Raw genomic sequence first — 12,589 nt, forward strand, 5'->3', positions numbered from 1 at the left:
CCGAGGTGTCGCAGGACTGACCTCGGTTGCGGCTACCGGTGGGTAGCTCGGTACCCTGCAAGGCGATCCCACCCCGAACATCCTGGCTGTTCACCGCAGCCTCAGTAGCAGAGGAGCATCTATGTCGCGCTCGGTCCTGGTCACCGGCGGCAACCGCGGAATCGGCCTGGCGATCGCCCGGGAACTGGCGGCCGGCGGCGACAACGTCGCGGTGACCCACCGCTCCGGCGAGGCGCCGGAGGGCCTGTTCGGGGTGCGCTGCGACATCACCGACTCCGCCCAGGTCGACGCCGCGTTCAAGGAGGTCGAGGAGGCGCAGGGGCCGGTCGAGGTCCTGGTCGCCAACGCGGGCATCACCAAGGACCAGCTGCTGGCCCTGATGAGCGAGGAGGACTTCTCCTCGGTCCTGGACACCAACCTCACGGGGTCCTTCCGCGTCGCCAAGCGCGCCGTGCGCGGCATGATGCGCAAGCGCGGCGGACGCATCATCCTCATCTCCTCGGTGGTCGGCCTGATGGGCTCCGGCGGCCAGGCCAACTACGCGGCCTCCAAGGCGGGACTCGTCGGCTTCGGCCGGTCCCTCGCCCGTGAGCTGGGTTCGCGCAACATCACCGTCAACGTCGTCGCACCGGGCTTCATCGAGACCGACATGACCGCGGGCCTGCCCGAGGACCGCCAGGCCGAGATCAAGAAGAACATCCCGCTCGGCCGGATGGGCGGCACCGAGGACATCGCCAGGACCGTCGGCTTCCTCGCGGGCCCGGGCGGCGCCTACATCAGCGGCGCCGTCATCCCCGTCGACGGCGGCATGGGCATGGGCCACTGAGGGCTCACAGGCCCCTCGCTCTCCCCGACGCACGACCCCACCACCGCCGGACCCCGCCGGCCCCTTCCACAGACAGGACACCATGGGACTCCTCGAAGGTAAGCGCATCCTCATCACCGGGGTGCTGACCGACGCCTCCATCGCCTTCCACGTGGCCAGGCTCGCCCAGGAACAGGGCGCCACGGTCGTCCTCACCGGCTACGGCCGCATGAGCCTGGTCGAGCGCATCGCCAAGCGCCTGCCCGAGACGCCCCCGGTCCTGGAGCTGGACGTCACCGACGACGAGCAGCTCGCCAGCCTCGCCTCGCGCGTGGGCGAGCACGTCGACGGGCTCGACGGCATCGTGCACTCCATCGGGTTCACCCCGCAGGAGGCGCTGGGCGGCAACTTCCTCAACACCGAGTGGTCGGACGTGGCCACCGCCATGCACACCTCGACCTTCTCGCTGAAGTCGCTGACCACCTCGCTGACGCCGCTGATGAAGAAGGGCGGCTCGGTCGTGGCGCTGGACTTCGACAACAGCGTGTCCTACCCGATCTACGACTGGATGGGTGTGGCCAAGTCCGCGCTGACCTCCACCGCGCGCTACCTGGCGCGCTACGTGGGCGGCGACGGCATCCGCGTCAACCTGGTCTCGGCCGGACCGCTGAGCACCATGGCCGCGCGCAGCATCCCGGGCTTCGCCGACCTGGCCAAGCACTGGCCCGAGCGCGCGCCGCTGGGCTGGGACGTCAGCGACCCCGAGCCCGCGGCCAAGGCCGTCGTGGCGCTGCTCTCGGACTGGTTCCCGGCCACCACCGGTGAGACCGTGCACGTGGACGGCGGCTTCCACTCCACGGGGGCCTGAGCCGTCGGAGCCGAGGGCTCCGAGCCGGACCATCGCCAGGGCGGGCACCGGGGGTGCCCGCCCCTTCGGGAAAGGAACTCCATGGATCTGGGACTGTCAGGGGCGCGGGTACTGGTGACCGGCGCCAGCCGGGGGATCGGGCGCGCCATCGCCCAGGTGTTCGCCGAGGAGGGCGCCGACCTGGCGATCTGCGCGCGCACGCCGGAGCCCCTCGCCGAAGCCGCGGGGGAGCTGTCCTCGACGGGGGCACGCGTGTACGCCGACCCGGTGGACGTGTCGGACCACGACGCCCTCACGGCGTTCGTCGGCGAGGCCGCCGACCGCCTCGGCGGGCTGGACGTCCTGGTCTCCAACGTCTCCGGTGGCAGTGCCAAGACGCCGGACCAGTGGGAGCGGGGCCTCAACTCCGACCTGCTGCCGTTCGTGCGCATGGCCGAGGCCGCGTACCCCCACCTGGCCGCCTCCGAGCGCGGCGGCTCGGTGGTCCTCATCTCGACCACCTCGGCCCTGCACGCCACCGCGCCCGCCGGACCGCACTCCTACGGCGCGGTCAAGGCCGCGCTCAACCACCACGCGTCCTCGCTCGCCCGGGCGTGGGCGCCGGAGGGGATCCGGGTGAACACCGTCTCGCCCGGGCCCACCGAGTTCCCGGGCGGCGGTTGGGCCAGGCGCCGTGAGAACGATCCGGCGATGTACGAGAGCATCCGCGAGCGCATCCCCTTTGGTCGGCTCGGCCGCCCGGAGGAGGTCGCCCGGGCGACGGCCTACCTGGCCAGCCCCGCCGCGAGCTACATCACCGGCAACAACCTGGTGGTCGACGGGGCCTTCCTCGACCGGATCTGACGTATTCCGGTCCGCGTGCACCTTTGCTTTCGGCCCTCGGGTAGGGCCAGGATGAGGGAAAGCCCGGAAAACCGGCCGTGGAGGTCCCTACGATGGCGAAGCGAAAGGAAGGGGAGCCCATGACCGCTGTACTGGAAGAGTCCTCTGACACGCGTCTGTCCCCGTTCAGTCTGCGCGAACTGGCCGACAGCCTCGATACTCCGCCGGGAGTCAAGGTAGAGGTCATTGAAGGGGCCATCGTGATGTCACCCACCCCGTCGAAGAGGCACGCCGGTGTCCTCCGACGGCTCTATGACCAACTGGCCAGGCAACTCCCCGAGGACCGTGTCGCGGAACAGGTGTGCTCGGTGGAAGCGCCTGAAGGCGAGGACTTCGCCTCGCCCGACCTGCTCATCGTTCCCGTCGCGGTCGAGGAGGAGGACGGGTGGCTCGTGGAGCCCGGCGCCGTCGACTGCGTGGTCGAGGTGGTCTCTCCCAGCAACCACACCAACGACACCAAGGTGAAGCCCTCCCTGTACGCGCGGTGGGGGATCCCCGTCTACCTGCTCATCGATCCGCGCGACGGGACCACGCGGTTGTACTGGGATCCCCAGGGCGGCGGGTACCGGGCCCATCACGACGCCGAGTTCGGGGACGAGGTCGTCCTGCCCGAGCCGCTCAAGGACGTCCGGATCGACACCTCCGTCTTCCCCCGGTACACGGCCTGAGGTTCGGGAGCGTCATCGTGGGGCGGGGCGGAGGTGCCGGGTGAGGCGGACGGCGGTCACCGCCGTGCCGAGGACGGCGGCGGCCAGGAGGGCGATCGCGGTGTCGGGCAGCCAGGTGAGCGCTCCGTGTGGGCCGAGGTACGAGAGCAGCCAAGCGGCGGCGCCCACGGCGCCCAGACCCAGGGCGGTCCAGGCGGCCGACACCGCCCAGTGGGGCCGACCGGCGCGCAGGGCCGCGACCACGCCCCCGGCCTGGACGAGCGCGGCGGCCGTGGCCGCCCAGGGCAGGGCCGTGGCGCCGACGAAGCCGGGCGTGGGGTCCGGCTCCGCCCCGGAGAGCAGGCGGGCCAGACCGAACGCCACCCCCTGGATCTGTCCGTCGCGCAGCACGTCGTAGTGGTTCTGCAGGACGACGACCGCTCGCTCCTGTTCGGGCAGCAGGACGAGTAACGCCGCGTGCCCGGGTGTCGCGCCCCCGTGGAAGACGATCGGCGTATTCGTCCCGGACAGATGCGTCTCGCGCCAGCCGAAACCGTACTGCTGCGCGCTACCGGGAACGGGGACCGCGCCGGTGCGCGCCCGCGCGAGCGCGTCCGCGTCCAGGACGGCCGGATCCGCCCGGAGTTGCAGTCGGGCGAAGGCCGCGATGTCGGTCAGACCGCCTCCCAGGTAGCCGAAGGCCGCTCCCGCGTCGTCCACACCGTCGGCGTCGGCCACCGGCACGCCCCACAGAACGCGGTGCCCGGGGGCCAGGCCCGCGGCCTCGGCCTCGGCGGAGCTGGTGAACGCGCCGTCCATGCCCGCCGGGTCGAGCACGGACGCGCGCAGGTACGCGTCGGTGCCGCCGGCCACCTCCCCGATGACCGCGCCCAGGGCGAGGTAGTTCGCGCTGCTGTACTCGTGGGTGCCGGGCTCGCCCACGGGTGAGTCCGCGATGCGTCGGACGCGCTCGCCGGTGTCCGGGGCGTCGGCGCCGTAGCGGTCGGAGACGGGGAACGCCGCCGCTTCGGTGAGGCCCGAGGTCTGGGTGAGCAGGTCCCGGACGGTGGGGCGTGCCCCGAACCCGGCGAAGTCGGGCAGGTACTCCTCGACCGGCGCGTCCAGGTCCAGGCGCCCCTCGTCGGCCAGCACCAGGGCGGCGGTCGCGGCGACGGGTTTGGCCACCGATCCCCACAGGAAGGGCGTCTCCTCCGTGACCGGGGCCCCGGCCCCGTCGCGGCCGAGGAGGCCCTGGTGCTCGATGCCGTCCGGACCGACCACCGCGTAGGCCAGGCCGGGCACGCCGGAGGCCTCCCGGTGGTCGCGGACGTAGGCGTCCATCGCCGCGGGGGAGGGAGTCCCGGTCGGGTCGTCGGCCGGTAACGGCGTCAGTAGCGCGAGTGCGAGCAGTGGAGCGATGAGTGCCTGCACGGGGTCCTCCTCGTATAACCGTATGTCCGTACGATTATTACCGTATGCTGATACGGTTATCAAGTGCCACGAACCGCAGACCACGCCCTCCGCCGCGCGCAGATCTCCGCCGCCGTGCGCGCCCTGATCGCCGAATCCGGGCTGGACGCCGTCACCGTCGCCCGCACCGCGGCCACCGCCGGGATCTCCGTCGGTCTCGTCCAGCACTACTTCCGCAGCAAGGACGACATGCTGCTGCACGCGTTCGAGGAGGTCAGCGCGGAGGTCGCTGAACGGGTCTCGGCGGTGGTCCGCGACGGCGCACGGCACGAGCGCTCCATCGCCGACGTGCTCCTGGACGCGCTCGGCGAACACCTGCCCTTGGACGAGCGGCGCCGCGCGGAGTTCCGCGTCGTGCGCTCCTTCGCGGGCCGGTCGCTGGACAACCCGGATCTGGCCCGGGTGGAGGTGAGCACGGCCGCGGCCCTGCGCGGCGAGATCGCCCGGGGCGTGCGCAACGGCACCGAGTGCGGGGAGGTCGAGCCCGGAACCGACGCCGAGACCGCCGCCGCGCGCATCGCGGCCGCGCTGGAGGGACTGGCCACCCAGGTCTACCGGCAGGAACCCGGGTCGGCTGACCGGACCCGAGAGGTGCTACGGGCGGAGGTGGCGGCCGTGTTCTCCGGTGAGTGCCGCCAGTACACCGACCGCTGACCCGGCCGCGATCCGGTCCCGTCGCCCTCGCTCCTGCTCAGCCCTCGCGCAGGATGCGGGCCAGGCGGGTCGTGCGCTGGGCGGAGGCGTTGTCGCGCACACCCGTGGCCAGACCGCCGTCGGTGGCGTCCACCAGCGACACGTGGCGCACCGCCCGGGTCAGCACCGTGTAGACCTGCGGCCGGGACACCGGCACCTCCGGCGGGAACACGCCCACCACGGCCGTCCAGCGGCCCCCGTGCGCCGCGGCCACGGTGACCGCCCACCCCGGGCACAGGGCCGAGGGGTCGGCGACCTCCACCCGACGGCCGCCGGAGAGTTCGACCACGGTCCGCTCGCCCGCCTCGCGCAGGTAGCCGGTGTCCCCGGGGCCGTACCCCGGGCCGTCGGCCGCCAGTAGCACACGGTCGCCCACGTCCAGCCCGCCGTGCGCGCCCGGCCCCGGGTTCAGACGCTCCTTGCACGCCGCGTTGAGCGCCCGGGCTCCCGCCGGGCCATCCTCTCGCGACGCGATGACCTGCGTGTGCTCGGGGTCCACGCCCAGTGCGCGCGGGATCGAGTCGGTGAGCAGCTGCACCACCCGGTGCGCCGCCTCCTCCGCCGAGGCGGCCGGCACCCGCACGATCTCCCGGTCGGGGGCCGCCACGTCCGGCACGTCACCTTCGGCCACGCCCAGGGCCAGCTCCGCGATCGGTCCCGGCTCGCCCGGGGCCGTGACCTCGCCCGCGTGGGCGGTGCGCGAGGCGGCCACGTCCACCGCGACCTGGCCCGGTGTGGCGGAGGGCGCCTGGCGGGGGTCGGCCAGCAGGACCAGGTGGGTGTCGTCGCCGCACGCCGAGACCAGCTCGGCGGCCCGCGCCGCCCCCACCGACATCGACTCCTGGAGCACCACCAGCCCGGCGGTGACCGGCGCCTGGGCGAGCAGTTCGGGCAGGGAGACCGCGCGCACCGGCGGTTCCTCGGCCACGGCCGCCAGGTCGGCGTTGAGCTCCGCCGCGGCCTGGGCGGTGGGCGCCGCCACCGCGATCCCCACCTGGCTGTCGGCGGCGATCGCGTGCAGGCACAGCAGGGCCCGCGCCACCTCGCCCGCGTCGCCCGGCCCGTGCCAGAGCACGGTCACCGGGCGCAGCGTCGCCGTGACCAGCGCCTGGCGCGTCGGATCGGCGACGGTGAACCCGCCCTTGTCGGCGGCCTCGTCGACGGTCTCGGCGGCGGTCATCGCGTCCATGATCGGCTCGTTGCCGGTCATGAGGCGCAGCAGCTGGTCGCCCAGACGCTGTTCGGCGTGGCCCACGTCGGGCAGGGCGTAGTACCGCTCGGAGTCGGGGATCTCCGGGACCCCGCCCTCCTCGAAGTCGAAGTCGTCGTCGGAGTCCTCCATGCTCTCCAGCACCACGGCGCTCTCGTCGGCCACGGCCGCCTCCAGCGCGTCCGAGGGGCGGGGCACGCCCAGCTGGCCCACGATGGTGGCCAGCCGCTTCTCCTCCACGACCGTGTGCCCGCGCCGCGCGGACATCCGCAGGACGTGGGCGGTCAGGGCGGAGAGCCGGCGCGGGTCGTCGGGGCGGGCGGCCTCGCCCAGGGCCTTGCGGGCGCAGAAGTCGGCCTGCTCGACGGTCACCTGGGGCAGGCGCAGCAGGAGCCAGGGGTTGGCCGCCAACTCGGTGGCGCCCCCTGGGCCCAGCGCGGCCGCCAGCCGGGACGCCAGGGCGGGGGGCGCACCCATCCGGTCGAGGACTGCGCTGACCTGTTCGACTGTCTCGGACACCTGGGGTCGTTCCCCTCGTTGCACACTTCGCGGACTCTGGGAGAGCGTACCGATTCGCGGTGACGCCCGGTGCTCACCCGCGTGATCGGCGTCCGCTCCGGGCGGGACCGGATCCGCCCTGGACGGCCTCGGTGACCGCCGCGCACGGATCCGTCTCGGGGGAGCGGGCCTGGATGGCGGTGGCCGCGCTGTCGGCGAACACGCGGAACCGGCTCCGGGCCGCCTCGTCCAGCCCGGCCAGGACGTGGTCCTCGACCAGGTCGACGCGGCGGCGGGCGTCGGCGAGCACGGTGCGGCCGGCCTCGGTGGCGCACACGCGCCGGACCCGGCGGTCCTCGGGATCGACCCGGCGGCGCACCAGTCCCGCCGACTCCAGGTCGTCGATCAGGTAGGTCATGACACTGCGGTCGATGAGCAGGCGCTCGGCCAGCGCCGCCTGGGTGGGCGGTTCGCCGTGGGCGGTCGACGTGAGCACGTGGTAGCCGCGGGCGCCGTGCGGAATGTCGGCCAGGACGGTCTCGGTGCGCTCGTGCCAGTGGCGCAGCACGACCGCCAGCGACCAGCCCAGGGTGGTCGGCGGGGAGGGCTCCGGGTCCTGGCCCGTGCCGGCTCCCTCCAGGGGGGAGCGGTCCGCGGTGTCGGGTGCCATGCCCCGAGGGTACCAGGAATACGTTGTCGGGAAGATGAGTTGGCGTCAGTATCATTTGCTGAAGCAATGATCTTCCCCGTCAAGGAGAGTGGCCCCATGCCCGACTACGGACACGCCCTGGAGTTCGGCACGTTCGTCACGCCCTCCGCCCAGGACCCCGAGCGCGCCGTGACGCTGGCCGTGCTCACCGAGTCGGCGGGGCTGGACTTCGTCGGGTTCCAGGACCACCCCTACAACCCGGGCCTCCTCGACACCTGGACGCTGCTCAGCTGGGTGGCGGCCCGCACCACCCGCCTGCGCCTGACCGGCAACGTGCTCAACCTGCCCCTGCGCCCGCCCGCGATGCTCGCCCGCGCCGCCGCCGGCCTGGACCTGCTCTCCAAGGGCCGGGTCGAGCTGGCCCTGGGCGCCGGCGCCTTCTGGGACGCCATCGAGGCCATGGGCACGCCGCGCCGTACACCACGGGAGGCCGTCGACGCCCTGAGCGAGGCCATCGACCTCATCCGGCAGATCTGGGACACCGAGGGCCGCGGCGGCGTCCGACTGGACGGCGAGCACTACTCCGCGCACGGCATGAAGCGCGGGCCGGCCCCGGCCCACGAGATCGGCATCGCCCTGGGCGCCTACAAGCCGCGCATGCTGCGCCTGGTCGGCGCCAAGGCCGACGGCTGGCTGCCCAGCCTGTCCTACATGGACACCGCCGACCTGCCCGCGGCCCACCGCACGATCGACGAGGCCGCCGCCGAGGCAGGCCGCGACCCCCGGCGCATCCGGCGTCAGATCAACATCCAGGGCGCCTTCCTGCCCACGGGACGGGAGTTCCTCCAGGGCCCCGCCGAGCAGTGGGTCGACGACCTGCTGCCCCTGGTCCTCGAACACGGCTTCGCCACCTTCCACCTGGCCTCCGACGACCCCCGCGCCATCCAGACCTTCGGCGCCGAGGTCGCGCCCGCGCTGCGCGAAGCCGTCGAGCGCGAACGCGGGACCGCCGGCACCCCGACCGGCCCCGTCCGGCCCCCGGCCGTGCTGGCCGCGCGGCACCCCGGCATCGACTACGACGGCGTGCCCGGTGAGCTGCGCGACACCGCCGTCGAACCCGGCGACCGCTCCTACGCCCGCGTGCGCCACACCTACATCCACCCGGGCCGCCCCGGCCTGGTCCTGCGCCCCACCACGCCTGAGGAGGCCGCACGTGCCCTGGCCTACGCCCGCGAGCAGGACGCGCCGCTGGCCGTGCGCAGCGGCGGCCACGGGATCAGCGGCCGCTCCACCAACGACGGAGGCGTGGTGATCGACCTGGGCGCGATGAACGGCGTCGAGGTCCTCGACCCCGCCTCGGGCCGGATCCGGGCCGGGGCCGGCGCGCGCTGGGCCCAGGTCGCGCGGACGCTGGAGCCACACGGCCTGGCGCTCTCCTCCGGCGACTACGGGGGCGTGGGCGTGGGCGGCCTGGCCACCGCCGGCGGTATCGGCTACATGTCCCGCAGCCAGGGCCTGACCCTGGACAACGTCACCGCCGCGGAGGTGGTCACCGCCGACGGCCGCCTGGTGCGCGCCGACGCCGCGCACCACCCCGACCTGTTCTGGGCGTTGCGCGGCGCCGGGGGCAACTTCGGGATCGTCACCTCGGTGGAGCTGAGCGCCCACCCGGTCGACGCGGTCGTGTTCGCCCAGCTGGTCTACGACGCCGCCGACACCCCCGCGCTGCTGCGCGCCTGGGGCCAGGTGCAGGAGGCGGCCCCGCGCGAGGTCACCGGGTTCCTGTACGTGGCGCCGGCGCGCGGCGACCAGGGGCCGATGGCCCAGGCCACGATCGTCCACGCGGCGCCGGGCACCGGCGGCGAGGTCGACACCGACCGGGCCGCCGCCGCGATCGAGCCCTTCCTCACCGTGGCCCCCGTCCTGGACCAGCGGGCGAGCCTGGCGCCCTACGCCGCCATCCTGCCCTTCGCGGACGCCCCGCACGCCGGAGCCGGGGGAGGGGCCTTCCGCAGCGGGCTGATGGAGCACCTCACCGCCCGCGCGGCCGAGGGGCTGGCCGACGTGCTCGACTCCGGGGACGCGATGCTGGTCCAGGTGCGGTCCGTGGGCGGCGCGGTCAACGACGTCCCCGCCGACGCCACCGCCTACGCCCACCGCACCCAGAACTTCTCCGTGACGGCGGTGGGCTCCAAGCGCCGGGTGGCGTCCCTGGACCAGCGCTGGCGGGAGCTGGGCGCGGACATGGAAGGGCTCTACCTCAACTTCGAGACCCGCACCGGTCCCGAGGTCCTGGCCCAGGCCTTCCCCGAACCGGCCCTGTCGCGACTGCGCGCCCTCAAGGCCCAGTACGACCCGGAGAACGTGTTCTCGCAGAACTTCCCGATCCCGCCCGCCGCCACCGGCCGGTGACCCGGCCCGGCGGGGCCGCGGGCCCGCCGGGCCCGGCCGTGGTCGCGGTGGCCTAGGGAGAGTATCCGCAGAACACGCCCTAGCGGGCCGACGTCGCGTCGTCGAGGGCGTCGCGGATCTTGGGCGGCAGCTCCACGCCCTCCACGCTCAGGATCTCCTGGAGCTGGGGCAGGGTCCGCGGCCCCACGACGGCCGCGGCCACGCCCTCCTGGTCGCGCGCCCAGCTCAGCGCGACGGCCAGCGGCGAGACCCCCAGGCCCTCGGCGGCCGTGCACACCGACTCCACGACCCGCCGGCTGTGGTCGTCCAGGTAGGGCTCCACGTACGGCGCCATGTGGGGGAAGGCGCCGCGCGAGTCCGGCGGGACGCCGTTGCGGTACTTGGCGCTGAGCACCCCGCGCCCCAGCGGCGACCACGCGATCACGTGCGCCTGCGCCTGCGCCGCCGCCGGCCGCAGCGACCGGTCGGCGCCCCGGTTGAGCAGCGAGTACTCCGCGCCCACGCTCACCAGCGGGACCCGGCCCGCGCGGGCGCGCTGCCAGGTCGCCAGGGTCGAGAACTGCCACGCCTCCAGGTCGCCGGCGCCCACGTAGCGCGCCTTGCCCGCGGCGACGGCGGTCTCCATGGCGGCCAGCGACTCCTCCGGCGGGGTGGCCGGGTCGAACACGTGCAGCTGCCACAGGTCGACGTAGTCGGTCTGCAACCGGCGCAGGGAGGCGTCCAGGGACGCGAGCAGGTGGCGGCGGGAGCCGTCCACGGGACGGTAGGCCTCGGGGGTGTGCCCGGTCTTGGTGGCCACCACCACGTCCTCACGGCGCACCGAGCCGCGCAGCAGGCGCCCCAGGATCCGCTCGCTCTGGCCGCCGGTGTAGATGTCCGCGGTGTCCACGAGGGTGCCGCCCGCGTCCACGAACGCGGTGAGCTGCTGCCCGGCCTCCTCCTCTGAGGTGTCCTGCCCCCAGGTCATCGTGCCCAGAGCGGTGCGTGACACCCAGAGTCCTGATCTGCCCACCTGTCGCTGTTCCATGCGGCGGAGAGTACCCTGTCCGCGCCGAACCGATCGGGGGTCCTCCCGGTACGGGGACCCCGCGCGGGTCGCGGGAGCCGGGCCACGGCCGCCTCCGGTGTGGGTGCGGTGCGCCGGGTGGACCCAGGTCCTACTCTGTGCCCATGGCGACATCCACCGCACCCCAGGGCACGTCCTCCGCGGCCGCGGCACCCCCTCGCGCCGACCGGCCCACTCCCGAAGCGGAGCCCTCCCCGGCGCCGGAGCGACCGGCGCCGCCCCCGCCCGAGGCGATCACGCTGCTGTTGGTCCGGCACGGGATGACCGACGCCACCGGACCACGCCTGGCCGGGCGCGCACCGGGGCTGCACCTCAACGACACCGGCCGCGCCCAGGCCGCCGACGCGGCCCGGCGCCTGAGCGGACTGCGCCCGGCCGCACTGGTCTCCAGCCCGCTGGAACGCTGCCAGGAGACCGCGCAGGCGATCGCCCTGCACCTGGGTACCGCCGTCACCACCGACGAGCGCTTCATCGAGTGCGACTACGGCAGTTGGACCGGCCGGAACCTGTCCGATCTGGCCGAGGAACCCCTGTGGAGGGTGGTCCAGGACCACCCCAGCGCCGCCCGTTTCCCGGGCGGGGAGTCGCTGGCCGCCTCCTCCGCGCGGGCCGTGGCCGCGGTGCGGGACTGGAACACCCGGCTGCTCCAGGAGCACGGGGACGCGGGGGACGACGCGCCGCCGGTCTACGCGGTGTGCAGCCACGGCGACATCATCAAGGCGATCGTGGCCGACGCCCTGGGCATGCACCTGGACGTGTTCCAGCGGCTGCGGGTGGATCCGGGGTCGGTGACGTCGATCACCTACACCCGGACGCGCCCGTTCCTGAACGTGCTCAACGACACGGGGGCGAGCCTGGTCGGCGGCCTGCCCACCCGGGCCGAGGCGCGGGGGGACGCCGCCGTCGGCGGCGGCGCGGGCGGCGGCGAACCCGACACCGAGCCCTCCTGAGGGCCCGGCGCCGGCGGTGGCGCGGACGCCCCGGACCCGGCGGCGCCGCTCACCCGGCGGCGATGGTGTTCTGGCCCACGACGATGCGCCAGTCCTGGCCCTGGCGGGCGAAGACGTAGACGGCGCTGGCGCCCGGGGCGTCGGTCGGTCGGCCCTCGGCGTCGACGGGCCGCTGCGCCACGTGCGCGGCGACCACGTCCGGGCCGATCTCCAGCAGGTCGACGACCTCGTAGCGCGCGTAGGCGTCGGCGAGTCTCGCAATGACCTCCCGGCCGAACGCGATGACGGCCTCGCGTCCGCGCATGCGCTTGCCCGCGGCGTTGGTCCACAGGGAGTCGTCGGCGAAGTGCTCTCCCAGCGCGACCGGGTCGTGGGCGTTGAAGGCGTCCTCGAAGCTCTGGACGAGGGCGTGGACGGGGGCGCTGTCGGTCATGTCGGT

The 12,589-nt window shown here is 74.2% G+C and carries 12 protein-coding genes; 7 read left to right on the forward strand and 5 right to left on the reverse strand.

The features are described 5' to 3' along the window. Positions 1-121: 121 nt before the first annotated feature. The 4 genes from DFP74_RS18180 (at position 122) to DFP74_RS18195 (ending at position 3,223) form a co-directional block, all read left to right on the forward strand. Positions 122-826 carry a beta-ketoacyl-ACP reductase gene (locus DFP74_RS18180; RefSeq protein WP_121183070.1) on the forward strand — a complete coding sequence of 235 codons (705 nt, stop codon included), beginning with the start codon at positions 122-124 and terminating at the stop codon, positions 824-826. Positions 827-908: 82 nt separating this feature from the next. Continuing rightward, positions 909-1,673: an enoyl-ACP reductase FabI gene (gene fabI / locus DFP74_RS18185; protein WP_121183071.1), complete on the forward strand. Its 765-nt coding sequence runs from the start codon at positions 909-911 to the stop codon at positions 1,671-1,673. An 81-nt stretch (positions 1,674-1,754) separates the two neighbouring features. Then, positions 1,755-2,516 (forward strand): SDR family NAD(P)-dependent oxidoreductase, encoded by a 762-nt coding sequence (locus tag DFP74_RS18190; RefSeq protein ID WP_121183073.1) that lies wholly within the window; start codon positions 1,755-1,757, stop codon positions 2,514-2,516. Between the two features lie 119 nt (positions 2,517-2,635). Continuing rightward, positions 2,636-3,223: a Uma2 family endonuclease gene (locus tag DFP74_RS18195; protein WP_158613015.1), complete on the forward strand. Its 588-nt coding sequence runs from the start codon at positions 2,636-2,638 to the stop codon at positions 3,221-3,223. A 12-nt stretch (positions 3,224-3,235) separates the two neighbouring features. Here DFP74_RS18195 and DFP74_RS18200 read toward each other — a convergent pair whose 3' ends face one another. After that, on the reverse strand, positions 3,236-4,633 hold the full coding sequence (locus DFP74_RS18200; protein ID WP_233571021.1) for a serine hydrolase: 1,398 nt from the start codon (positions 4,631-4,633) through the stop codon (positions 3,236-3,238). A 63-nt stretch (positions 4,634-4,696) separates the two neighbouring features. Between DFP74_RS18200 and DFP74_RS18205 the strand changes: the two genes are divergently transcribed. Continuing rightward, on the forward strand, positions 4,697-5,326 hold the full coding sequence (locus DFP74_RS18205) for a TetR/AcrR family transcriptional regulator (RefSeq protein ID WP_121183079.1): 630 nt from the start codon (positions 4,697-4,699) through the stop codon (positions 5,324-5,326). A 37-nt stretch (positions 5,327-5,363) separates the two neighbouring features. Here DFP74_RS18205 and DFP74_RS18210 read toward each other — a convergent pair whose 3' ends face one another. Continuing rightward, entirely contained in the window at positions 5,364-7,094 is a 1,731-nt protein-coding gene (locus DFP74_RS18210) for an ATP-dependent RecD-like DNA helicase (protein WP_121183081.1), read from the reverse strand. A gap of 73 nt (positions 7,095-7,167) precedes the next feature. Then, positions 7,168-7,743, reverse strand: coding sequence for a MarR family winged helix-turn-helix transcriptional regulator (locus DFP74_RS18215; RefSeq protein WP_121183083.1), 576 nt, complete (start codon positions 7,741-7,743; stop codon positions 7,168-7,170). 96 nt (positions 7,744-7,839) lie between these two features. Here DFP74_RS18215 and DFP74_RS18220 point away from each other — a divergent pair, with 96 nt between their 5' ends. Further along, positions 7,840-10,134 carry an LLM class flavin-dependent oxidoreductase gene (locus DFP74_RS18220; protein WP_121188341.1) on the forward strand — a complete coding sequence of 765 codons (2,295 nt, stop codon included), beginning with the start codon at positions 7,840-7,842 and terminating at the stop codon, positions 10,132-10,134. 79 nt (positions 10,135-10,213) lie between these two features. Here DFP74_RS18220 and DFP74_RS18225 read toward each other — a convergent pair whose 3' ends face one another. Beyond that, complete coding sequence (locus DFP74_RS18225) at positions 10,214-11,161, reverse strand: aldo/keto reductase (RefSeq protein ID WP_199725694.1); 948 nt, start codon at positions 11,159-11,161, stop codon at positions 10,214-10,216. Positions 11,162-11,460: 299 nt separating this feature from the next. Here DFP74_RS18225 and DFP74_RS18230 point away from each other — a divergent pair, with 299 nt between their 5' ends. Continuing rightward, positions 11,461-12,150, forward strand: coding sequence for an MSMEG_4193 family putative phosphomutase (locus DFP74_RS18230; protein WP_233571356.1), 690 nt, complete (start codon positions 11,461-11,463; stop codon positions 12,148-12,150). A 49-nt stretch (positions 12,151-12,199) separates the two neighbouring features. On the opposite strand, the gene DFP74_RS18235 is transcribed toward DFP74_RS18230, so the two are convergent. Next, on the reverse strand, positions 12,200-12,583 hold the full coding sequence (locus DFP74_RS18235) for an SgcJ/EcaC family oxidoreductase (RefSeq protein ID WP_121183089.1): 384 nt from the start codon (positions 12,581-12,583) through the stop codon (positions 12,200-12,202). Positions 12,584-12,589 lie beyond the last annotated feature (6 nt).

Origin of the sequence: Nocardiopsis sp. Huas11, assembly GCF_003634495.1 — a bacterium.
Classification (GTDB): domain Bacteria; phylum Actinomycetota; class Actinomycetes; order Streptosporangiales; family Streptosporangiaceae; genus Nocardiopsis.

Bases quoted from the DNA above. Each gene is read 5' to 3' on its own strand.
- DFP74_RS18230 (WP_233571356.1), top strand. From the start codon at position 11,461: ATGACCGACGCCACCGGACCACGCCTGGCCGGGCGCGCACCGGGGCTG.
- DFP74_RS18195 (WP_158613015.1), top strand. From the start codon at position 2,636: ATGACCGCTGTACTGGAAGAGTCCTCTGACACGCGTCTGTCCCCGTTC.
- fabI (WP_121183071.1), top strand. From the start codon at position 909: ATGGGACTCCTCGAAGGTAAGCGCATCCTCATCACCGGGGTGCTGACC.
- DFP74_RS18180 (WP_121183070.1), top strand. From the start codon at position 122: ATGTCGCGCTCGGTCCTGGTCACCGGCGGCAACCGCGGAATCGGCCTG.
- DFP74_RS18215 (WP_121183083.1), bottom strand. From the start codon at position 7,743: ATGGCACCCGACACCGCGGACCGCTCCCCCCTGGAGGGAGCCGGCACG.
- DFP74_RS18220 (WP_121188341.1), top strand. From the start codon at position 7,840: ATGCCCGACTACGGACACGCCCTGGAGTTCGGCACGTTCGTCACGCCC.
- DFP74_RS18235 (WP_121183089.1), bottom strand. From the start codon at position 12,583: ATGACCGACAGCGCCCCCGTCCACGCCCTCGTCCAGAGCTTCGAGGAC.
- DFP74_RS18190 (WP_121183073.1), top strand. From the start codon at position 1,755: ATGGATCTGGGACTGTCAGGGGCGCGGGTACTGGTGACCGGCGCCAGC.
- DFP74_RS18225 (WP_199725694.1), bottom strand. From the start codon at position 11,161: ATGGAACAGCGACAGGTGGGCAGATCAGGACTCTGGGTGTCACGCACC.